This is a genomic window from Isoptericola sp. NPDC019571, assembly GCF_044389385.1.
Taxonomy (GTDB): domain Bacteria; phylum Actinomycetota; class Actinomycetes; order Actinomycetales; family Cellulomonadaceae; genus Isoptericola; species Isoptericola nanjingensis.
In genome coordinates this window covers 92,993-114,039 of sequence record NZ_JBIRXZ010000006.1, presented here as the reverse complement: position 1 = coordinate 114,039, position 21,047 = coordinate 92,993, and the positions used below count along the sequence as shown (strand labels likewise).

The following is a 21,047-nucleotide window of genomic DNA, read 5'->3' as shown; positions in this document are numbered from 1 at the left end:
CGGGAGCCTGTACTACCTCGCGGGAGCCTGTACTACCTCGCGGAAGCCTGTACTACCTCGGCAGGGCGGCGCGCAGGTCGTCCAGCCAGCCGGCGAGGTTGGCCACGGAGTCGGGCATGAACGGCACCTCGTCGAGCATGCGCAGGAACCGAGCGGCCGGCACCCACGCGCCCCACGCGACCTCCTCGGGCTGCCACGTGACGGGTCCGTCGTAGGTGCACTCGAAGAGGAACTCGCGCATCCGGGTGCGGTCGTCGGCGTAGTCGGCCACGCCGAGCGGCGCCAGCTCCACGCCGGTCACGCCGAGCTCCTCCGCCAGCTCGCGGCGCGCGGAGTCGAGCGGCTCCTCGCCGGCGCGCAGCACGCCGCCCGCGCAGAAGTCGTACCGGCCGGGGTACAGGTCCTTCGTGTCGGTGCGGCGGTGCACGTAGACGTCGCCGGCGGCGTTGCGCACGACGACGGCGGTGGCCGCGTGCCGCAGGTTCTCCGCGCGCACCTGCGCGCGTGGCGCCGTCCCGCACTCGCGCCCCGCCTCGTCGTACAGCGCCACGACCTCGGCCCCCGCGACCTCGCCCATACGAGCATCCTGCCGCACCCGCCGGCCGGCATGACAGATGTCACGGCCCGCCCGTGCGCGGCTCACGTCACCCGGTGACGGGCGGCACTACCTGCGACGACGCCCCGCCGCGAGGGTGGAGGCATGACTTCGGAACCCATCGTCCACGTCCGCGGGGCACGCCGCCGGTACGGCACGTTCGAGGCCGTCCGCGGGGTCGACCTCGACGTCCACCGCGGGGAGCTCGTCGCCCTGCTCGGCACCAACGGCGCGGGCAAGACGTCGTTCGTCGAGCTCGTCGAGGGGCTCGCGCCTGCCTCCGGCGGCACGGTCCGCGTGCTCGGTCACGACCCGTACCGCGAGCGGCGGCGCGTCGTGGGATCCCTCGGGATCATGCTGCAGAGCGCCGGGTTCTCCGGCGACCTCACGGTCGCGGAGACGGCGCGCACCTGGGCCGGCACCCTGTCGCGCCCGCGACCGGTCGCCGACGTCCTCGGCGCGGTCGGGCTGGAGCACCGCGCCGACGTGCGCGTCGCCAGCCTCTCGGGCGGGGAGAAGCGCCGCCTGGACCTGGCGCTCGCCACCCTGGGCGACCCCGAGCTCCTCTTCCTCGACGAGCCCACGACCGGCCTCGACCCGGAGAGCCGTCGCGCCACCTGGGCGCTGGTGCAGGGCATGCTCGACGCGGGCACCACGGTGCTGCTCACCACGCACTACCTCGAGGAGGCGGAGCAGCTCGCCGACCGGATCGCGATCATGCAGGCCGGCCGCGTGGTGCGGACGGGGTCGGTCGCCGACGTCGTCGCCGCCGAGCCCGCCCGCGTCGAGGCGGTGGTGCGCAACGACGGCGGCCGGGCCGTCACGCCCGCGGTGGCGGACCTGCCCGCGCTGGCCGGCCTCGTCGGCGCACCCGACGTCGACCGCACCGGCCGCCTGCGGCTGCGCACCACGCGCCTGCAGGACGACCTGCTCACCCTGCTGCAGTGGGCCGACGCCCGGCGCCTGCGGCTCGACGACCTCGACGCCCGGGCGGCGTCGCTCGAGCAGGCGTTCCTCGCCCTCGACGACACCGCCGGCACGCCCGGCGCGCAGCGCACGACCGACACGGAGGCAGCGGCATGACCACCACGACCACCACCCCCGCCCGGGCCACACCGGGCACGGGCGGCGGCGCCCGCCGCGTCGCGGCGCTCGCCCGCGCAGAGCTGCGCCTGCTCGTGCGCAACCGCACCGCGCTGTTCAACGCGCTCGCCCTCCCGCCGATGACGGTCGGGCTGTTCGCCGCGCTCGGCGTCGTCGGGGACGGGACGCCCGCCGCGGCGGGCGCCGTCCTGCTGAACCTGCTGACGTTCATGGCGCTCGCGTTCGTCGTCTACTACAACCTCACCGTCGCGTTCGTGGCCCGGCGCGAGGAGCTGGTGCTCAAGCGCTACCTCGTGGGGGAGTGCTCCCGGGCGGAGATCCTGGTCGGCACCGCGGTGCCCGCGGTCGTGGTGGCGCTGGCGCAGACGCTGCTGGGGATCGTCGCGGTGTCGGTGTTCCTCACGCCGCCGGCGTTCGTCAACCCGCTGCTGATGGTCGTGGCCGTGCTCGGCGGGGCCGCGATGCTCACGGTGCTGGCCGCCGCGACGTCCGGCCTGTCCCGCGCCGTGGAGTCCGCGCAGCTCACCACGCTGCCGCTGCTCGTCGTCGCGATCCCGTTCGCCGGCCTCTTCGGAGCGCCCGGTGCGTCGAGCGGCGTGCTCGACACGATCGGTACGTTCACCCCGCTGCGCCCGGTCACCGACCTCATGCTGCTCGGCGCCGGCGGGATCGACGGGGACGGCCACGTGGTGACGTTCGCCGAGACGTTCGGCGCCGCCGCGCTGCCTGCCGCCGTGCTCGCCGCGTGGACCGTCGTGGGCGTGCTCGCCGCCCGGCGGTGGATGCGCTGGGAGCCGCGTCGGTGACCCACCTGCCACCGGGGCGGCCGGTCCTGGCACCATGGCAGGCTGACGGCGTGAGAACACGTCGTCGGCCCGCCACGGCCCTGGCAGGTGGTGCGCGCGGGGTCGAGACGTACACCCGCGTGAGCCTCTACTCGTTCGTCCTCCTCGAGCCCTTCTTCTCCCTGTACGCGGTGGCGGCGCTGGCCGGCACTGACGAGGTCCCCGCGGTCGGCCCGGCGGCGGTCCTGGCGGCCCTGGGCCTCGTGCACGTGGCGCTGTGCCTCGGCACCATCCACGTCGGGTTCGACGAGCCGCTGACCACCGGGCGGCGCCGCCCCCGCCCGGTGGTCGCTGCGCTGCTCGCGGTGACGGGTGCCGTCGTGGTCGTCTCCGTCGTCGTGCTGCCCGAGGCCGTCGGGGACGGCCTCATGGGCGACCCGCGCAGCATGATGATCGCGGTGGCCGGGGCGGCGACGTGCGGGGCGCTCGCCGTCGCGACCCCGATCCGGCGCGTGCTGACCGTGGGACTTGCTGTGCCGGTCGTCGTCATCGGCGTCAGGCTCGCCTCCGACCCGACCGCCGGGACGGTCGCGTCCGCGCTCGGCACCGGCCTGGGCGCGTACGTGTTCCTCCTGTTCTGGGCGTCGACGGTGCGGCTGTCCATGTGGATCGTCGAGGTGGTGCGCGAGCTCGACACCGCGCGGCAGGCCTCGGCGCGGCTCGCCGTCGCGGAGGAGCGGCTGCGCATCGCGCGCGACATGCACGACGTCGTCGGCCGAGCGCTGTCCGCCGTCGCGGTGAAGTCCGAGCTCGCGGCCGCGCTCGCGCGCCGCGGCGACCCGCGGGGTGCCGACGAGATGGACGACGTGCGCTCGCTCGCCCAGGACTCCCTGCGCGAGGTGCGCCGCGTCGTCGCCGGCTACCGGGCGGCCGACCTGTCGACGGAGCTCGACGGAGCCCGGTCCGTGCTGCGCGCGGCGGGGGTGACCGTGCGGGTCGTGGGCGAGGTGCCGGAGCTGGCGGCCCCGCAGGCCGACGCGCTGGCCTGGGTGGTGCGCGAGGCCGTCACGAACATCGTGCGGCATTCCGCCGCACGCGAGTGCCGGATCGATCTTGACCGGCAGGAGGAGACGGGGGAGATGGTGCTGAGGGTGAGCAACGACGGAGCCCGCGTGGGCGTCGCCGGGGTGGCCGGGCTGGAGGGCGGCGCCGGCCTCGTCGGGCTGCGGGAGCGGCTCGCCGCCGTCGGGGGAGCGCTCGACGTGGCGGCCGACGGCGACCGGTTCGTCCTCACGGCCCGCGTGCCGGGGGAGGTGGACGCGTGATCCGCGTGGTGCTCGCCGACGACGAGACGCTGATCCGGGACGCGGTCGCCCAGCTGCTCGCTCTCGAGGACGATCTCGAGGTCGTGGCGGTCGCGGGGAACGGGACGGAGGCCGTGGCGACGATCGAGCGACACGCCCCCGACGTGGCGGTGCTCGACCTGCAGATGCCGGGCGCCGACGGGATCGAGGTCGCCGAGGCGGTCCGCAGGACGGTGCCGGCCTGCGGTGTCGTCATCGTCACGAGCCACGGCAGACCCGGGCACCTCAAGAAGGCGCTCGCCGCGGGGGTCCGGGGCTTCCTGCCCAAGTCGGTGTCGGCGGCCGTGCTGGCGGGCGCCGTACGACAGGTGGCGGGCGGCGGCCGGTACGTGGACCCGGAGCTCGCGGCCGACGCGATCTCCGCGGGCGACTCGCCCCTGACCGCGCGCGAGGCGGACGTGCTCGAGCTCGCGGCGGACGGCGCCCCCGTCGAGGAGATCGCGGAGCGCGCCGCCCTGGCGCCCGGCACGGTGCGCAACTACCTGTCGTCGGCGGTGGCGAAGCTCGGCGTCGCGAACCGGCACGAGGCCGTCCGGCTGGCGCGCGCCAAGGGCTGGCTCTGAGAGGCCGGACCGTCCCCGCCAGCCCGTAGGCTGGACCCTTGTGTACGAGGGCGCAGTCCAGGACCTGATCGACGAGCTCGGCCGCCTCCCCGGCGTCGGGCCCAAGAGCGCGCAGCGGATCGCGTTCCACCTGCTCGCGGCGGACGCGGCCGACGTGCGCCGGCTCGCCGACGCGCTCACCGAGGTCAAGGCGCGCGTGCAGTTCTGCGAGACGTGCGGCAACGTCGCCGAGTCGGAGCGGTGCCGCATCTGTGCCGACCCGCGCCGCTCCGACGACGTGATCTGCGTGGTCGAGGAGCCCAAGGACGTTGTCGCGATCGAGCGCACCCGCGAGTTCCGCGGCAGGTACCACGTGCTCGGCGGCGCCATCAACCCGATCGAGAACGTCGGCCCCGACGACCTGCGCATCAGCCAGCTCATGACGCGCCTCGCCGACGGCACGGTCACCGAGGTCATCCTCGCCACCGACCCCAACATCGAGGGCGAGGCGACGGCCACGTACCTGTCGCGGCTCATCGCGCCCATGGGCGTCACCGTCTCCCGCCTCGCGTCGGGTCTGCCCGTCGGGGGAGACTTGGAGTACGCGGACGAGGTGACCCTCGGTCGCGCGTTCGAGGGCCGGCGGGTCGTCGGCGGCTGACCAGCCGAGACGCACCCGAGACTCGCACCGACCGGCATCACCGACGCCGCCACCGCGGCGGGAGGGGGCAGCACCGTGGGGGAGATCGAGGCGGGATCGGAGTTCCGGGACGTCGCCGAGCAGATGTCCGCGCAGGCACGCGTGTTCCTCTCGACGACGACCCAGGTCGCGTCGGGCGCCGCGCCGGGCGCGGAGATCGCGCTGCTCATCCTCGCGACGTCCGACCTGCTGTCCGCGGGCGCGCGGCTCGCCGCCATCGTGGACGTCGTCCCTGCCGAGCGGTGGGAGCCCGACGCCGGGCCCGAGACCGACGTCGACCCGCTGCGCGACGCCCTCGCGCAGATGTTCGACGGCTTCGACGACTACGTCGAGGTGTCCGACCCGGCGCTGAGCGCCGACGTCGCGCCCGCGACGCTGTCCGGCGACCTGGCGTGCGTCGCCGAGGAGATCGCCAAGGGCCTGCAGCACTTCGACGACGGCCACGAGCTCGAGGGCCTGTGGTGGTGGCAGTTCAGCTACCTGTCGGTGTGGGGCGAGCGCGCGTCGTCGGCGCTGCGCGTGCTGCAGGGCGTGCTGGCGCACCTGCGGCTCGACGTCGCGGACGACGTCGCCGCCGAGGCGGAGTACGACGCCCTGCACTCCTGAGCCGGGCGGGGCTCGTCAGCCCGCGGCCGCCGCCGCGCGGGCGTAGTGCTCGCGCTGCGCGGGGTAGTACGACTCCCACGCCACCGAGTCCGCACCCCGGCCCGAGCGCACCGCGACGAGCCGGTCGAGGTAGTACTCCCACCCGGGCCCGATCGAGGCGACGTCGTCGTCCGCGCCCAGCCGCTGCCGGAACGTCAGCGTCGTCACGCCGTCGTCCTCCGAGAGGTCGAGCGCCAGGTGCCAGACCCCTCCGGGGGCGGCCGTGTCGACGGCGTACCCGCGCGGCGGCTCGCACCGCGTGATGACGCACTCGGCGGCCTCGGCGTCCGCGCTCTCGGCGGTCATGAAGAACTGGATCGTGCCGGTCGCTGGGTCGCCCTCCCATCGGCCGACCCACGCCTCGAGCGGTCCGGGCTCGGTGATGCTGGCCCACACGTCGGCGGCGTCGGCGTCGAACCTGCGCACGACGACGAGTTCGCGCCCGCCGGGCCCGTGCTCGACGGTGCCGGTCGCCGCGACGGCGGGACGCTGCTCGTCCGTCATGCCTCCCAGGGTGGCACGGAGAGGCGTGCGTCGGGAGATGGGACGGGCACCGGCCGACGGCGGGCATGACAGGATTCCCCGGTGCCCGACCTCGACACCCTCACCATCGTGCTGCTCGTGCTGGCCGGGCTCACCGCCGGCTGGGTCGACGCCGTCGTGGGCGGCGGCGGCCTGATCCAGCTCCCCGCCCTGCTGCTGGTGCCCGGCATCTCGCCGGTGCAGGCGCTGGCCACCAACAAGCTGGGCTCGATCATGGGCACGTCCACCAGTGCCGTGACATATTACCGGCGCGTGGGCCCGGACCTCACGACGGCGGGACCGATGGCGGTCGCCGCGCTGGTGGGGGCGTTCGGCGGCGCCGCCCTGGCGAGCCGCATCCCGGCCGACCTGTTCAAGCCGATCATCCTCGTCGTGCTGATCGGCGTGGCCACGTACACCGTGCTCAAGCCGAAGCTCGGTGCGCACGACAACCTCCGCTGGGAGGGCAACCGGCACCGCTGGACGGCCGCGGGCATCGGCCTCGTCATCGGCGCCTACGACGGGCTGCTCGGCCCGGGCACCGGCACCTTCCTCGTCATCGCGCTGGTGAGCGTGCTGGGGTACGCCTTCCTGCCGGCGTCGGCGCTGGCCAAGATCGTCAACTTCGCGACCAACCTCGGCGCGCTGCTGTTCTTCGTGCCGCACGGCGCCGTCCTGTGGGGCCTCGGGCTGATGATCGGCGCCGCCAACCTCGTGGGCGCGTACGTCGGGGCACGGATGGCGGTGGCGAAGGGCAGCGCGTTCGTGCGCGTCATCTTCGTCGTCGTGGTGGGCGCCCTGATCGTGAAGCTGGGCTACGACGTCGTCACCGGCGCCTAGCGGTGCGACGGACCGGCGGGGAACTCGTTCAGCAGCGCTGACGTGACCTTCACGTCCCGCAGCTCGCTCCAGCCGACCGCACGCGTGAGCCGCCACCAGGCGTCTCTCGTGTAGACGCGCTCCCTGCGGCCCTCGTGGATCCGGTAGAGGTAGCCCGTCCGGTCGGACCTGGCGAAGAACGAGATGGGCTCGACGTCGAAGGCGTCCTTGGCCCGGTCGGGGACCCGGGGGTCGGTGCAGTCGCCACCCCAGTGGCGCACGGTGCCGCAGGCGGTCGCCCACATGAGGTCGCCGTTGCCGTCGAGCATGACGTAGCGGCCGGACGGCACCCGGGCCCAGCGGGAGTCGAAGTCGGTGCCCCGCTCCAGGCTCGTCAGGAACGTGCGGCTCGCGTACGAGGCCCGGCCGAGCCGCTTCGCCAGCGCGGCGCGCGCCCTGGTGCTCGTGAGGAGGTGCCGGGTGCTGCCGGAGACGAACCACACCTCGTCGCGGGTGGCGTGCGGCCGGTACTCGACGAGGTACCCGGTGCTCTTGTTCCACAGGTGTCCCCACCTGGCCTGGTCGTGCGCGACCTTGCTGCGGATCTCGGTCATGCGCCGGGAGATCGAGGCCCCCGGGCAGGCGGTGCTGCCCACGTCGCGGTGCCCGGAGATCCGGGCCTCGCGCGAGCCGTCGAGGGTGGTGTAGCCGCGGGCCGGGACGCCGTGCAGGGCGAGCTTCCAGGCCAGCAGGTCGACGACGCCGCGGACGGCCGCGTCGCTGACGGTGGCCTGCTCGTAGTTGCCGAGGACCGAGACGCCGACGGTCTCGTCGTTCACCCCCACGGCGTGCGCCCCGACGATCTCGAGCTCGACGCCGCCGGTGCGTCCCTCCCAGATGCGGCCCCACCGGTCGACGAGGAAGTTGTAGCCGATGTCGCCCCAGCCGCGGGTCTTCGCGTGGTACGTGTAGATGCCGCGGATGATCGACGGCACCTGCGAGGACGTGTAGCTGTTGGTCCCGGCGGTGTGGTGGATGATCGCGCCCTCGACCTGCCCCTGCCGCGGGGTCCAGGTCATGAGGGACTCGTCGGCGCCCCAGTCGGCGCGGGACCGGATGGCGGGGCCGTCGTGCTGGTCCCCGGTCGCCACGGCGCCCGGGAGCCGCACGACGCCGCCGGCACCCTTCCCGAAGGGCGAGAGAGCGCCGTCGTCGTCGAGCGACGGGTCCGCGGCGGCGCGGTCCACCGCCCCCCGGCCGGGGTCGACGACGACGAGCTCGGCGTCGCGCACGTCCTCGGCCGCGACGTTCCCGACCGCCACCTCGACCCGGTCCACCTCCCCGACGACGAGGGGCGCGGACCCGCCCTCGGGCGCGCCCGGATCGGGGGCCTCGACCTCCAGCGGGCCCCAGGCCGACCAGGTGGCCCCGCCGTCGTCGGAGGTGCGGGCCGCGACGTCCAGGTCGGCGTCGGCGCGACCCGACCACGTGACGCCGACGGTCGCGAACCCGCTGACGTCGGAGGTGGCGGTGACGACGTCGTCGCCCGTGGCCCGCGCCTCGTCCGAGCCGAAGGTGCGGGCGGTGCCGGGGGCGGGCGGTGCCGCCGGCGTCACCTCGACGGTCGCCTCGACGGCGGACGGGTCGCCGCCCGCGCCGCCCCCGGCGGACGTCGTGGCGGACCGCGCCGGGAGGTGCGGCACCGCCACGGTCGCGGGAGCCCCGGTGGCGACGAGCGCGAGCGCCACGGCGACGGCGGCGGCGGATGTCCAGCGGCGTGCTGTCATCGGTCGGTCTCCTGGCGCGGACGGCAGGTGGACGACGCCAACATAGACCGGCTCGTGCCGTCGCGCGGCCCGGAGCGCGCGGGCCGACCCGGACCGCACGGCGCCGGTGGTGCCGGGTGCGCACGGGTGCCACGATGCGAGACGGCGGCGGTCGGCCCGCCGGGACGGCACGTACCATCGACGGGCAAGCACAAGCCCCGGCGGACCGTTGAGAGAGACGGAGGCCGGCCAGCAGAAGGTTGTGACATGGCACTTGTCGTGCAGAAATACGGCGGATCATCCGTCTCCGACGCCCACAGCATCAAGCGCGTGGCGAAGCGGATCGCCGCGACCAAGCGAGCGGGGAACGACGTCGTCGTCGTGGTGAGCGCCATGGGCGACACCACGGACGAGCTCCTCGACCTCGCCGGGCAGATCACCCCCCTGCCCCCGCAGCGCGAGCTGGACATCCTCCTCACCTCGGGTGAGCGCATCTCGATGTCCCTGCTCGCGATGGCGATCACGAACCTCGGGGTCAAGGCGAAGTCCTTCACCGGCCAGCAGGCCGGCCTCATGACCGACGCGGTGCACGGCCGCGCGCGGCTCGTGGACGTGGTGCCGCACCGCATCCGCGAGACGGTGGAGAAGGGGCAGGTCGCGATCGTCGCGGGCTTCCAGGGAGTCAGCTCCACCAACGACGTGACGACGCTCGGCCGCGGCGGCTCGGACACGACGGCGGTCGCGCTCGCGGCCGGCCTCGACGCCGACGTCTGCGAGATCTACACCGACGTCGACGGCGTGTTCACCGCCGACCCGCGCATCGTCCCGAGCGCGCGCAAGATCGACCGCGTCACCTACGAGGAGATGCTCGAGCTCGCGGCGTCCGGCGCGAAGGTCCTGGCCCTGCGTGCCGTGGAGTACGCGCGCCGCTACGACGTGCCCGTGCACGTGCGCAGCTCGTTCAGCAGCACCACCGGCACCCTCGTCACCGGCACGCACGGCGACGCGATCGACCCGAACGCCCCGGCGGCCGAGGAGGAAACCCAGATGGAAGCCCCGATCATCTCCGGCGTCGCGCACGACCGCAGCGAGGCCAAGATCACCGTCGTCGGCGTGCCGGACAAGCCCGGCACCGCGGCCCGCATCTTCGAGGTCGTGGCCGGCACCGGCGCGAACATCGACATGATCGTGCAGAACGTCTCGGCCGCCCACACCGGGCTGACGGACATCTCCTTCACGCTGCCGCACGCCGACAGCCCCAGCACCCTGGCGGCGCTCAACGCGCTGCAGGAGGAGCTCGGGTTCGCCTCGCTGCAGTACGACGACCAGATCGGCAAGCTGTCGCTGGTCGGCGCGGGCATGAAGTCGCACCCCGGCGTCTCGGCGCGCCTGTTCGGCGCCCTGCGCGACGCGGGCATCAACATCGAGATGATCTCCACCTCGGAGATCCGCATCTCGGTGGTCACCCGGGAGGACGCCCTGGACGACGCCGTGCGCGCCATCCACACCGCGTTCGACCTGGACTCCGCCGACGGCGAGGCCGTCGTCTACGCCGGCTCGGGGCGGTGACGCGCTGATGGTCCAGATCAACGAGTCCGGGATCAACGTCGCCGTCGTCGGCGCCACCGGCCAGGTCGGCGGCGTGCTGCGCCGCCTGCTCGCGGAGCGCGCCTTCCCGGTCAAGGAGCTGCGGTTCTTCGCGTCCGCGCGCTCGGCGGGCAGCACGCTGCCGTTCGAGGGCGTGGACGTCGTCGTGGAGGACGTCGCGGCCACGGCCACCGACGACCTCGCGGACGTCGACGTCGCGATCTTCTCGGCCGGCGGCGGCACGTCGCGCGAGCACGCGCCCCGGTTCGCCGAGGCGGGCGCCGTCGTCATCGACAACTCGTCCGCGTGGCGCCTCGACCCCGAGGTGCCGCTGGTCGTCTCCGAGGTGAACCCGGAGGCGATCGCCGACGCCGCCAAGGGCATCGTCGCGAACCCCAACTGCACCACGATGGCTGCGATGCCGGTGCTCAAGCCGCTGGCCGACGAGGCCGGGCTGGAGCGGCTGCGCGTCGCGACCTACCAGGCGGTGTCGGGCTCGGGGCTCGGCGGGGTCAAGGAGCTCGCCGACCAGGCGCGCGCCGCCGTGGCCGGCGACCTGGAGGGGCTGGCGCACTCGGGCGGGGCCGTGACGTTCCCGGAGCCGGAGAAGTATGTCGCGCCCATCGCGTTCGACGTGCTGCCGCTCGCGGGGAACCTCGTGGACGACGGCTCCGGCGAGACGGACGAGGAGCAGAAGCTCCGCAACGAGTCCCGCAAGATCCTCGGCCTGCCCGACCTGGCCGTCGCGGGGACCTGCGTCCGCGTACCGGTGTTCTCCGGGCACTCGCTGGCGATCCACGCCGAGTTCGGCGCCGCGATCACGCCGGAGCGGGCGCGCGAGCTGCTGGCCGCCGCGCCGGGCGTGGAGCTGGCGGATGTGCCGACGCCCCTGCAGGCGGCGGGCGCCGACCCGTCGTTCGTCGGGCGCATCCGCACCGACGAGTCCGTGCCCGGCGGGCGCGGACTCTTGCTGTTCGTCTCGAACGACAACCTGCGCAAGGGCGCGGCGCTCAACGCCGTGCAGATCGCGGAGATCGTCGCTGCGGACCTGGCCGAGCTGGACGCGCTCGACGACGTCGACGCGGCCGAGGCCGCGCCCGCCTGACGTCGGCGCACGACCACCTCGGGGCCCGGTGACGAGCGATCGTCGCCGGGCCCCGGCCCGTACCGGCGGTGCGGTCAGGCGGCGTCGAGGATCAGACGGCTGACGCCGCCGGGGTCCTCGAGCATGGCCACGTGCCCGACCCCGGCCAGGTACTCGACGCGGGCGCCGGGCACGGCCTCGTACCGGCGCGCCGACGCCGGGTCCCAGCGCGGGTCGGCGTCGCCGAAGACCACCAGCGGCGCGGCGCCCGCCGCGGAGAGCCGGTCCGGCAGCGGCCGTTCGGCGAGGTAGGCCGCGTAGCCGTCCATGATCTGCCTGAAGTCGCGGTACCGGGTGCGGCGCACGTCGGCGAGGAAGCCGTCGGGCACGACGACCGGGCGCGCGGTCACCGAGCGGATCCCGCGGCGCAGCATCCCCGTCGTGCGCAGCGGCCAGAGCAGCGGGCCGAAGGGTCGCCCCATGAGGACGCGCACGGCAGCGGCCTCCGGGAGCATCGCGTCAGGGGCAGGCCCGGTGCTCAGCAGGACCAGCGACCCGACCAGGTCCGGTCGCCGCACGGCGAGCTCCGTCGCGACGTACCCGCCGCTGGAGTGCCCGACCACCCGGGGCGCGGCCACGCCCAGCTCGTCGAGGAGCGCCGCGACCCGGTCGGCCAGCGCGGGGACGTCGTACGGGGGCGCGGGCGCCGAGCGGCCGCAGCCGGGCAGGTCGATCGCGAGGACGCGACGGGACGCCGCGAGGGTCGCGACCGTCGGCGACCAGCTGGCCGCGGTCGCCCCCGAGCCGTGCAGGAGCAGCAGCGGAGGCGCGTCGGGCGGCCCGTCGACGACGACGTGGATGCCGGCCACGACCCTGTCGCGGCGGTCGCGGGTGCGGGGATCGCTCACATCCCCAGCATCGCCGGTCCCGCCGCGCGTCGCCGGACGGGTGACGGGGTGCGCCCAGCGCCGTCGAGCACGGCGGCGAGGTCGGCCCCGGCCTTCATCAGTGCCACGGACCGCACCGCGATCCGGTCCAGCCGCTCCCGCAGCGCGGCCTCGGCCTCGGCGGTGCCGCCGAGCCCCCGCAGCGCGGACACCACGGCGCGCAGCGCGGGGATGCCGTACCCGGCGGCGCGGAGGGCGGCGACCACGCGGGCGGTCGCGCTGGCGGGCGCGTCGTAGGCGCGCGCGCCCAGAGAGCCCACCCGCTGCGGCTCCAGCAGCCCCTCGGCCTCCCAGTGCCGCAGCGTGGACGTGCGCACGCCGAGCGCGTCGGCGAGCTCGGTGATCGACAGGCTGCTCCCGGGGGAGGGCGCCGCGGCTTCGCTCCGGATCGCGTCGAGCGCGGTCAGTGCCTGGAGGGTCTGGGCCCGCTCGGCCGCGAGCCCGGCGTGCAGGTCGTCGACCGCGGCGGCGGCGTCCGCGAGGGGCGCCCCTGGGAGCGCGGCCATCGTGCGTCGCGCGACGACGGGCCCGACGGCGGTGGCGAGCCCCCGATAGGCGCGGGCGGCCAGGACATGGCGGGTGTCGTAGGTGCGGTACCCGTTCGGCTCGCGGCGGGCGGGAGGGAGGACGCCGAGCCGTTCGAGGTCGCGCACCTGCTGGACGGAGTAGCCGGCGGCGCGGGCGACGTCGACGGTACGCAGCGGACGGTCCATCCTCACCCCACAGAAGCACTTCAAGGTCACGCTTGAACCATGAGCACGAGTATGGAACAGATCATCGACACGGTGCGGCGCCTCGACGGGGCGCTCGTCCTCGAGCCCCGCCCGGGGGACGGGACGCCGGAGATCGCGTGGGGCGACGCGTTCTTCTACTACGCCCCCGACGGGCAGGTGCCGACCACCGTGCAGCCGTACGGCACGGTCGTCACCAAGAACTACCCCGACGACGTCTCCTGCGACCTCGACCGGCCGGACCGGTGGCGCGTCAACGTGCACGTGGGTCGCGAGCGGGCGCGGGAGCTCGTGGGCGGCGGCCGGGAGCGCATCGCGGTCGTCCCCGACGTCCTGCTCCCGCACCCGCTGTACGGGGACCTGGGGTGGGTGTGCGTGGTGAACCCGGGGGAGCGCACGAGCGACGCCGTCCTCGGCCTGCTGCGCGGCGCGCACGACGCCGCGCGCCGTCGGTACGAGCGCCGCCGCGGGCTCTCCTGACCGCCGGTCCCGGGCGGCGAGGAGGCCCCCCGCCTCCTTCACTGGGGAGATGGCGTGGTCCGCGGACACCTGGTCGAGCCTGGCGTTCGTCGTCGCGGGTGCCTGGATCCTCACGACGGTGCGGCGGCCTGGTCCGGGAACGGGGCCGCGCGCCGCGCTCGGCGTCCTCGCCGTGCTGGTCGGCGTCGGCTCGGGGGTGCAGCACGGTCCCGCGCCGCCGTGGAACCCCGTCGTGCACGACCCGCCCCTGCTGGGCGCGTACGCGCTCGTCGCCGCGGACGCCGTCGCCGACCTCACCGGGCGGCGTCTGCGGGCCTGGTGGTGGCTCGTCCCGACGCTGGCCGACGTCGTGCTGGCGGCCCTCTGGCCCGGGGCGTCCGTCGTCGCGCAGGGCGCGGCCGCGGCTGTCGCCGTCGTGGCGGTGCTGCTGCGCGCCCGGGTCCGGCCGCGTCTGAGGGCAAGGCTGCTCCTGGCGCTGGCCGTGCTCGGCGTCGGCACCCTCGCCGGGCAGCTCTCGCACCCCGCCTGGCACGTGCTCGCGGCGACCGCGATCGCGGTGGTCGCGCCCACGGTCGGACGGCGCGCGCCACCGTGAGAGGTACTACCTCGCGGAAACCGGGACTACCTCGCCGAGATCTGTACTACCTCGCCGGAAAGGGTTGCGCGCCGACGCGGGTCTATGGTTCATTAGTCGAGTAATGAACCCCAGAACCACTGAACCTGCCGTGAGGAGGCCCGCGTGTTCGACGGTCCCGAACCCATCTACGTGCAGATCGCCACGATGATCCGCGCGCAGGTGCTCGCCGGTGAGCTCGCGGAGGAGGAGCAGGTCATGTCGACCACTCAGTTCGCCACGACGTTCCGCATCAACCCCGCCACCGCCGCCAAGGCCTTCGCCGGCCTGGTGGACGAGGGCGTCCTGTACAAGCGCCGCGGCCTGGGCATGTTCGTCGCCCCCGGCGCCCGCACGCGGTTGCTGGACCAGCACCGCACCGCGTACTTCGACGACGTGCTCGGCCCGGCGCTCGCGCAGGCCGACCTGCTCGGCATCTCGACCGACGAGCTCGTCGCGTACGTGCTCGGCACCGGCCGCCGGGAGCCCGGCGGCCCCACGACCACCACGGAGGAGCCATGACCCCCGCACCCTTCGGCGCCCGTCTCGACGACGTCGTCGTCCGGTTCGGAGCCCAGCGCCGCCTGACCATGGACGGCGCGGCCGTCAAGGACGAGGCCGGCACCGCTCTCGACGGCGTGACGCTGGACCTGCGGCCCGGCGTCATCACGGGCGTGCTCGGCCGCAACGGCGCCGGCAAGTCCACGCTGCTGACCCTGCTGGCCGCGTTCAACCGGCCCACCGAGGGCACGGTCCGCGTCGGCGCCGGCGAGCTGCTCGAGGACCCGTGGGAGAACCCGTGGGTCACCGCCAACGTGCAGCTCGTGCGCGAGAGCGGCGACCTCATGGACGACGAGCGGGTCTCCGAGACCCTCAAGTACTACGCCGACCTGCGCCCGTACTGGGACGCCGACCTGGCCGCGCGGCTGCTCGACACGTTCGAGGTGAACCCCCGCAAGAAGCCGACCGCCCTGTCGCGCGGCAAGCGGTCCGCCGTCGGGGCGACCATCGGCCTCGCGGCGCGCGCGCCGCTCACCATCCTCGACGAGGTCTACCTCGGCATGGACGCCCCCACGCGGTACGCGTTCTACGACGAGATCCTCGCCGACTACGCCGAGCACCCGCGCACCATCCTGCTGTCCAGCCACCTGGTCGAGGAGGTCGAGCGGCTCTTCGAGGACGTCGTGGTGCTGCACCGCGGCAAGGTCCTCCTCGCCGAGACCGCCGAGGAGATGCAGTCCCGCGGGTTCAGCCTCACCGGACCGGTCGCCGCGGTCGAGGAGCTCGCCCGCGGGCGGCGCGAGCTGCACCGGCAGCGCCTGGGCGCGACCGTGCAGGTCACGATCGAGGGCGCGCCCGACGACGGCACGGCCGCCGCGGCCCGCGCGGCCGGCGTCGAGCTCGGGTCGCTGCCGCTGCAGGACCTGTTCGTGCGCCTCACCCAGCCGGAGCCCGCCGGCGCGACGGAGGTGCGGCGATGAGCGCCGTCGTGGTCACACCGGCCGAGCGCGACGCGTTCACGGCCCGGGCGCACGCGCGGGCGGTCCGGCGCGTGATGCGGTCCGTCGGCCAGGTGATGCTCGTCATCGGCGGCGTCTTCTGGGCGATCTTCCTCGTCGTCACCGTGGGCGTGCCGCTGGTGGTGCGCCAGGTGGGCGGCGTCATGGGCGGGGGCGCGATGACGGGCGCCGAGTACGCCGCGCCCTGGTTCGCGCTCTCCCTGGGCCTGATCGCGGTCGCCGCGCTCGTCGTGCCCCACCTTGCCGCGGGTGGCACCCGCCGGTCCCTGTTCACCGGCGCGCTGGTCGCCGCGCTCGCCGCGGGCGTCGCCTACGGCGTGGCGTACGCGCTCCTCCTGCTCGTGGAGCGTGCCCTCTTCGGCGCGCTCGGCTGGGAGTGGGAGCAGCTCGGGAGCGGGCTCGACGCCGGCGGTGCCTGGCTCGTCGTCACCGCCGCGGGCGAGGCCATCGCCGTCGTCGTGTACGCCCTGGTCGGCGTCGCCGCCCAGGCCTCCTACCGGACGTACGGCGTGTGGCGGGGCACGGCGCTCCTGCTGCCGGGCCTGGCGCTGCTGGTCCTCGTCGACCACGCCACCCGCAACGGGGCGTTCGCCGACGCCTTCGGCGCCCTCGGCCTGGGCGGGGACGGCGCGCCCGCCGCGCTCGGGCTGCTGCAGGCGCTCGTCGTGCTCGCGCTGGCCGCCGGCTGGGCGTGGTGGCAGCTGCGCACCCTGCGACTCAGGCCGACGAGGTGAGCGCGATGACCACCACGACAGCCCCCTCGACACCCGATGCCGGCACGCTCCAGCGGGTCGCGTCGGCGGCGGTCCGCCGCCGGTTCGTCCGGAGGCTGCTGGCCGCGGGCGCCTGGTTCTGGGGCATCTGGGCCTTCGTCGTCGCCGTGGTCCCGGCCGCCGTGGACCGGTGGGGCGGGGAGCTCGTCGGCCTGACCTACGAGCTGGCGGGCGCTCCGGCGCGATGGGTCGCCCTCGCGGTCGCGGCCGTCTACTGCGGAGCCTGGCTCCGCGGGCACCTCGCGGCGGGCGGGACCCGCCGGTCGCTCGTCATCGGTGTCCTGCAGGGAGCGGCGATCGTCGGCCCCGTGTTCGGCGTGCTGACGGTCCTGCTCACCCTCGCCGAGGAGCGGGTCTTCCGTGCCATCGACGAGCCGTGGCCGGGAGGTGCCACACCGGTGCCGCTCGACACGGTCGCCGGGATCGTCGTCACGATCGTCGGCGAGACCCTCGTCGTCCTGACCTATGCGCTCGTGGGCGCCGCGGCGATCGGCTACTACCGGGCGATGCCGGCGCGCCTGTACCTCCTGGGCCCCCTGCACGCCGTCCCGCTGCTGGTCCCGCTCGCGATCGTCGACCTGTCGACGCGCACCGGTCTGCTCGGCATCCCGCTGCGCGGCGGGTACGACGACCCCGTCGTCGCGGCGCTCGTCGTCGCGGGCGGCGGCGTCCTCGCCGTCGCGGTCGCCGGCGTCGGAGCTCTCCGGCTGATGGCCCGCGTACGGGTCCGGCCGTGAACCACCCGAACCTCGCTGTCCGCAGACACCGAGGACCCCTGAACCGCACGACCGAGAGGAGCATCGAGATGGCCGACCCCATCGTGGAGGTCCGCAACCTCCGCAAGACGTACGGACCGAAGGTGGCCGTGGACGACGTGTCGTTCGCCGTCCAGCCCGGCGAGATCTTCGGCATCCTCGGCCCCAACGGGGCCGGGAAGACCACGACCGTCGAGACGCTGGCCGGCCTGCGGCAGGCCGACGGCGGCACCGTGCGCGTGCGCGGCATCGACACGCAGCGCGACCCGGCGGCCGTCAAGGACATCCTCGGCGTGCAGCTCCAGGAGGCGATGCTGCACGACAAGATCACTGTCGGGGAGGCCCTCGGGCTGTTCGCCGGGTTCTACTCCGACCCCGCCGACCCCGGGGAGCTCCTCGACCTGCTCGACCTGCGCGAGCACGCCGACAGGCAGTTCGGGAAGCTGTCCGGCGGCCAGAAGCAGCGGCTGTCGATCGCCCTCGCGCTGGTGGGCAACCCGGAGATCGCCGTGCTCGACGAGCTCACCACCGGCCTCGACCCGCAGGCACGGCGCGCCACCTGGGACCTCGTCGAGCGGGTGCGGGCCACCGGCGTGACGATCCTGCTCGTCACCCACTTCATGGAGGAGGCCGAGCGTCTCTGCGACCGGCTCGTCGTCATCGACGCGGGCCGCGTCGTCGCCGCGGGCACGCCGCAGGGCCTGATCGACGGGCTCGACGACGGGCGCACGGTCGTCGTGCGGTTCGCACCGGACGACGTCGCGCGCGGCCGTGAGCTCCTGGCGGAGCTCGCCGCCCGGGACGCCGAGGTCGCGACCGCCGAGGCGCAGGGCGCCACCGAGGTCGCCGTCACCGGCACGCGCCGCGTGCTGTTCGCCGTCGTCCCCGCCCTCGCGGCGGCCGACCTCGTGCCCGACGACGTCCGCACCGTCACCCGGTCGCTCGAGGACGTGTTCCTCGCCGTCACCGGCCGCACCTACCAGCCGGACGCCCAGCCGGACGCCCAGCCGGACACCTCGACGGGCACCCCGCTCGTCTCCGCCACGACCCGAGAAGGAGACCGGTCATGACCGCCATCACCGCCGACGCCGCCCCGCGCCCGACCGCCGGCCGAGGCTGGCGCGGGTACGGGCGCCTGGTGCGCACCGAGACCCGCGTCTGGCTGCGCGACTTCGGGTCCGTGTTCTTCGGGATCCTCTTCCCGTCCGTGATCCTGCTGGGGGTCGGGTTCGGCATCCCCGGGATGCGGGAGCCGATCACCGACGCCCCGGCAGACTCGATCTGGTACGGGGTCACGCCGATCGCGACCTACCTGCCGACCGTGCTCTCGATGGCGATCGGCACCCTCGCCGTCCTGTCGCTGCCGGTCACGTTCGCCACCTTCCGCGACAAGGGGGTGCTGCGGCGGCTGTCCACCACGCCGATGCGGCCGCAGGCGCTCATCGTGGCCCACCTGACCATCAACGTCGCCACGACGCTGGTGGGCGTCGCCCTCGCGCTCGTCGTCGCGCAGCTGGCCTTCGGGCTCGTCGCGCCGACGCAGCTCGGCGTCGTGCTCCTCGCCTTCGTGCTCGGGATGCTCGCGATGTTCTCCGTGGGGATGCTGCTGTCCGCCCTGGTGAGCAAGCCGTCGACGGCCAACGCCGTCGGCTCGCTGATCTACTTCCCCATGCTGTTCCTCGCGGGCCTGTGGACGCCCGGCCCGATCATGCCCGACGTCGTCCGGCAGATCGGGCAGTTCACCCCGATGGGCGCGACCGCGCAGGCCATGGACACCGGCTGGTTCGGCGACGGGTTCCCGCTGCTGCAGGTGGTCGTCATGGTGGTGTGGACGGCGGTGCTCCTCCCGCTCGCGGGGCGGCTGTTCCGCTGGTCGTGACGTCCCGTCGGCCGCACCGGGCGGAGAGTAGGGTGCCACCCCATGCGCAGAGTTGCAGAGCTCGTGGGTCAGTGGTTCGCCGTGCTCGTCCTGCTCGGTGCGGTCGCCGGGCTGGCAGCCCCGAGCACGTTCGCGCCGCTGGCCGCGCACGTCCCGCTCCTGCTGGGGATCATCATGTTCGGCATGGGGCTGACCCTGACGGGTCGGGACTTCGCCCTCGTCGCGAAGCGCCCCGCGGCCGTCGCCATCGGCGTCGTCGCCCAGTTCACGATCATGCCCCTGCTGGCGTGGGCGATCGGCCACCTGTTCGGGCTCGAGGGCGACGCGATGATCGGCATGATCCTCGTGGGCGCCGCGCCCGGCGGCACGGCGTCCAACGTCATCGTCTACCTGGCCAAGGGCGACACCGCGCTGTCGGTGGCGCTCACCACGGTCTCGACGCTCCTCGCCCCGCTGCTCACCCCGGCGCTCGTGCTGTGGCTGGCCGGCACCGACCTCGACGTCACCTACGGCTCGCTCGTGACGTCGATCGCCCAGGTGGTCCTGTTCCCCGTGATCGCCGGGCTCCTGGTCCGCACGTTCGCGGGCCGGGTCGTCGAGCGGTACATGCTGCCGTACCTGCCGCTGGTGTCCGTGCTGGGGATCGTGATCGTGGTGGCCGGCATCGTCGGAGCCAACGCCGACGCCGTCCTGAGCACGGGCCTGCTGGTCGCCCTCGCCGTCATCGTGCACAACTGCGCCGGGCTGCTGCTCGGGTACGGCGCGGCCGCCGCCGTCCGTTTCGACGAGCCGGCTCGCCGCGCGGTGAGCGTGGAGGTCGGCATGCAGAACTCCGGGCTGGCCGCGAGCCTCGCGACCACCTACTTCAGCCCCGCCGCGGCGCTGCCGGCCGCGCTGTTCTCCGTGTGGCACAACGTCTCGGGCTCGCTGCTCGCGTCCTACTGGGCGCGGCGTCCGGTGGGGGAGAGCGCGCGGGCGACGGCGTCGGCCGAGGCCTAGCCTGCACCGGTGAGACCGTTCCTCTTCCTCGGCACGCGGGCCGAGGACGTCGCCGCCGACGGCGAGTACGACGCCGTCCTGCGCTACTCCGGGCTGAGACCCGCGTCCCTGCGCCGCGTGCGCCTCGAGCGGGAACCGCTGCCGCGCGTCGACCCGGAGGAGCTGTCCGGGGTGATCGTCGGGGGCGGGCCGTTCAACTCCTCCGACCCCGAGGACGAGAAGTCCGCCGTCCAGCACCGCGTGGAGCGGGAGATGGCGGACCTCCTCGACGTGCTCGTGGAGCGCGACTTCCCGTTCCTCGGCGCCTGCTACGGCGTCGGGACGCTCGGCACCCACCAGGGCGGCGTCGTCGACCGCACCTACTCCGAGCCGGTGGGCCCCGCCGAGATCGAGCTGACCCCGGAGGGGCTGGCGGACCCGCTGCTCGCGGGCATGCCCGCGCGTTTCACCGCGTACCTGGGCCACAAGGAGGCGGTGCGCGAGCTGCCGCCGTCGGCCACCCTGCTCGCCCGGTCCGCCGACGCGCCCGTGCAGATGTTCCGCGTGCGCCGGAACCTCTACGCCACGCAGTTCCACCCCGAGCTGGACCTGGCCGGCATCGAGCAGCGGGTCGAGGTGTACCGGACCTACGGGTACTTCCCGCCCGAGGAGGGCGACCGCATCGTCGCGCGCTCCCGCGAGCACCAGGTCACCGAGCCCATGCGCATCCTGCGGAACTTCGTGACGCGCTACGCCCGATCCGCGAGATAGAGAGGGCAGACCCGCGAGATAGAGAGGGCAGACCCGCGAGATAGAGAGGGCAGACCCGCGAGATAGAGGCCCGGACGAGACCGCAGG

Annotated in this window: 24 protein-coding genes; 19 read left to right on the top strand and 5 right to left on the bottom strand. The window is 74.5% G+C overall.

Features of this window, described 5'->3' with window-relative positions:
* Nucleotides 1-52: 52 nt before the first annotated feature.
* Nucleotides 53-577, bottom strand: coding sequence for an NUDIX hydrolase (locus tag ACH443_RS12475; protein ID WP_429766601.1), 525 nt, complete (start codon nt 575-577; stop codon nt 53-55).
* A 123-nt stretch (nt 578-700) separates the two neighbouring features.
* Between ACH443_RS12475 and ACH443_RS12470 the strand changes: the two genes are divergently transcribed.
* The 6 genes from ACH443_RS12470 (at nt 701) to ACH443_RS12445 (ending at nt 5,696) form a co-directional block, all read left to right on the top strand.
* Nucleotides 701-1,678, top strand: a complete 978-nt coding sequence (locus ACH443_RS12470) for an ABC transporter ATP-binding protein (protein WP_430590485.1) — start codon at nt 701-703, stop codon at nt 1,676-1,678.
* The gene (locus tag ACH443_RS12465) at nt 1,675-2,505 is read left to right on the top strand and encodes an ABC transporter permease (protein ID WP_430590484.1); all 831 of its coding nucleotides are present in this window, start codon (nt 1,675-1,677) and stop codon (nt 2,503-2,505) included. Before ACH443_RS12470 ends, ACH443_RS12465 begins: the two co-directional genes overlap by 4 nt.
* A 50-nt stretch (nt 2,506-2,555) precedes the next feature.
* Entirely contained in the window at nt 2,556-3,809 is a 1,254-nt protein-coding gene (locus ACH443_RS12460) for a sensor histidine kinase (RefSeq protein WP_430590483.1), read from the top strand.
* Nucleotides 3,806-4,411, top strand: a complete 606-nt coding sequence (locus ACH443_RS12455; RefSeq protein ID WP_430557297.1) for a response regulator — start codon at nt 3,806-3,808, stop codon at nt 4,409-4,411. The genes ACH443_RS12460 and ACH443_RS12455 overlap by 4 nt, the downstream gene beginning before the upstream one ends.
* A 40-nt stretch (nt 4,412-4,451) precedes the next feature.
* Complete coding sequence (gene recR / locus ACH443_RS12450) at nt 4,452-5,051, top strand: recombination mediator RecR (RefSeq protein WP_429766609.1); 600 nt, start codon at nt 4,452-4,454, stop codon at nt 5,049-5,051.
* Nucleotides 5,052-5,126: 75 nt separating this feature from the next.
* Nucleotides 5,127-5,696: a DUF5063 domain-containing protein gene (locus ACH443_RS12445; RefSeq protein ID WP_429766611.1), complete on the top strand. Its 570-nt coding sequence runs from the start codon at nt 5,127-5,129 to the stop codon at nt 5,694-5,696.
* 15 nt (nt 5,697-5,711) lie between these two features.
* Here the strand turns inward: ACH443_RS12445 and ACH443_RS12440 are convergent, their stop codons facing one another.
* Nucleotides 5,712-6,239 (bottom strand): SRPBCC domain-containing protein, encoded by a 528-nt coding sequence (locus tag ACH443_RS12440; RefSeq protein WP_429766613.1) that lies wholly within the window; start codon nt 6,237-6,239, stop codon nt 5,712-5,714.
* An 81-nt stretch (nt 6,240-6,320) separates the two neighbouring features.
* Here ACH443_RS12440 and ACH443_RS12435 point away from each other — a divergent pair, with 81 nt between their 5' ends.
* Nucleotides 6,321-7,097, top strand: a complete 777-nt coding sequence (locus ACH443_RS12435) for a TSUP family transporter (protein WP_429766615.1) — start codon at nt 6,321-6,323, stop codon at nt 7,095-7,097.
* Here ACH443_RS12435 and ACH443_RS12430 read toward each other — a convergent pair.
* A complete protein-coding gene (locus ACH443_RS12430; protein WP_430590482.1) occupies nt 7,094-8,863 on the bottom strand; it encodes an N-acetylmuramoyl-L-alanine amidase in 1,770 nt (589 codons plus the stop codon). The genes ACH443_RS12435 and ACH443_RS12430 overlap by 4 nt on opposite strands.
* Before the next feature lie 246 nt (nt 8,864-9,109).
* Between ACH443_RS12430 and ACH443_RS12425 the strand changes: the two genes are divergently transcribed.
* Both ACH443_RS12425 and ACH443_RS12420 read left to right on the top strand, forming a co-directional pair.
* A complete protein-coding gene (locus ACH443_RS12425; RefSeq protein WP_429766618.1) occupies nt 9,110-10,411 on the top strand; it encodes an aspartate kinase in 1,302 nt (433 codons plus the stop codon).
* A gap of 7 nt (nt 10,412-10,418) precedes the next feature.
* Complete coding sequence (locus tag ACH443_RS12420) at nt 10,419-11,534, top strand: aspartate-semialdehyde dehydrogenase (RefSeq protein ID WP_430590481.1); 1,116 nt, start codon at nt 10,419-10,421, stop codon at nt 11,532-11,534.
* Between the two features lie 74 nt (nt 11,535-11,608).
* On the opposite strand, the gene ACH443_RS12415 is transcribed toward ACH443_RS12420, so the two are convergent.
* Entirely contained in the window at nt 11,609-12,421 is an 813-nt protein-coding gene (locus ACH443_RS12415; protein ID WP_430590480.1) for an alpha/beta fold hydrolase, read from the bottom strand.
* Complete coding sequence (locus tag ACH443_RS12410; RefSeq protein WP_430590479.1) at nt 12,418-13,173, bottom strand: MerR family transcriptional regulator; 756 nt, start codon at nt 13,171-13,173, stop codon at nt 12,418-12,420. Before ACH443_RS12410 ends, ACH443_RS12415 begins: the two co-directional genes overlap by 4 nt.
* A 39-nt stretch (nt 13,174-13,212) precedes the next feature.
* Between ACH443_RS12410 and ACH443_RS12405 the strand changes: the two genes are divergently transcribed.
* From ACH443_RS12405 to ACH443_RS12360, 10 genes are all read left to right on the top strand, one after another.
* The gene (locus tag ACH443_RS12405) at nt 13,213-13,671 is read left to right on the top strand and encodes a DUF6194 family protein (RefSeq protein WP_430590478.1); all 459 of its coding nucleotides are present in this window, start codon (nt 13,213-13,215) and stop codon (nt 13,669-13,671) included.
* A 49-nt stretch (nt 13,672-13,720) separates the two neighbouring features.
* Nucleotides 13,721-14,266, top strand: a complete 546-nt coding sequence (locus tag ACH443_RS12400; RefSeq protein ID WP_430590477.1) for a hypothetical protein — start codon at nt 13,721-13,723, stop codon at nt 14,264-14,266.
* A gap of 144 nt (nt 14,267-14,410) precedes the next feature.
* Nucleotides 14,411-14,806: a GntR family transcriptional regulator gene (locus ACH443_RS12395; protein WP_429766628.1), complete on the top strand. Its 396-nt coding sequence runs from the start codon at nt 14,411-14,413 to the stop codon at nt 14,804-14,806.
* On the top strand, nt 14,803-15,765 hold the full coding sequence (locus ACH443_RS12390; RefSeq protein WP_429766630.1) for an ATP-binding cassette domain-containing protein: 963 nt from the start codon (nt 14,803-14,805) through the stop codon (nt 15,763-15,765). Before ACH443_RS12395 ends, ACH443_RS12390 begins: the two co-directional genes overlap by 4 nt.
* Nucleotides 15,762-16,538, top strand: coding sequence for a hypothetical protein (locus ACH443_RS12385; RefSeq protein ID WP_430590476.1), 777 nt, complete (start codon nt 15,762-15,764; stop codon nt 16,536-16,538). The genes ACH443_RS12390 and ACH443_RS12385 overlap by 4 nt, the downstream gene beginning before the upstream one ends.
* Nucleotides 16,539-16,543: 5 nt before the next feature.
* Nucleotides 16,544-17,314: a hypothetical protein gene (locus tag ACH443_RS12380; RefSeq protein ID WP_430557287.1), complete on the top strand. Its 771-nt coding sequence runs from the start codon at nt 16,544-16,546 to the stop codon at nt 17,312-17,314.
* Nucleotides 17,315-17,382: 68 nt separating this feature from the next.
* Nucleotides 17,383-18,402 (top strand): ABC transporter ATP-binding protein, encoded by a 1,020-nt coding sequence (locus ACH443_RS12375; protein WP_430590475.1) that lies wholly within the window; start codon nt 17,383-17,385, stop codon nt 18,400-18,402.
* The gene (locus ACH443_RS12370) at nt 18,399-19,211 is read left to right on the top strand and encodes an ABC transporter permease (RefSeq protein ID WP_429766638.1); all 813 of its coding nucleotides are present in this window, start codon (nt 18,399-18,401) and stop codon (nt 19,209-19,211) included. Before ACH443_RS12375 ends, ACH443_RS12370 begins: the two co-directional genes overlap by 4 nt.
* Nucleotides 19,212-19,253: 42 nt before the next feature.
* Nucleotides 19,254-20,210: a bile acid:sodium symporter family protein gene (locus ACH443_RS12365; RefSeq protein WP_430557286.1), complete on the top strand. Its 957-nt coding sequence runs from the start codon at nt 19,254-19,256 to the stop codon at nt 20,208-20,210.
* A gap of 9 nt (nt 20,211-20,219) precedes the next feature.
* Nucleotides 20,220-20,960, top strand: a complete 741-nt coding sequence (locus tag ACH443_RS12360) for a glutamine amidotransferase (RefSeq protein ID WP_430590474.1) — start codon at nt 20,220-20,222, stop codon at nt 20,958-20,960.
* The last annotated feature ends 87 nt before the right edge of the window (nt 20,961-21,047 follow it).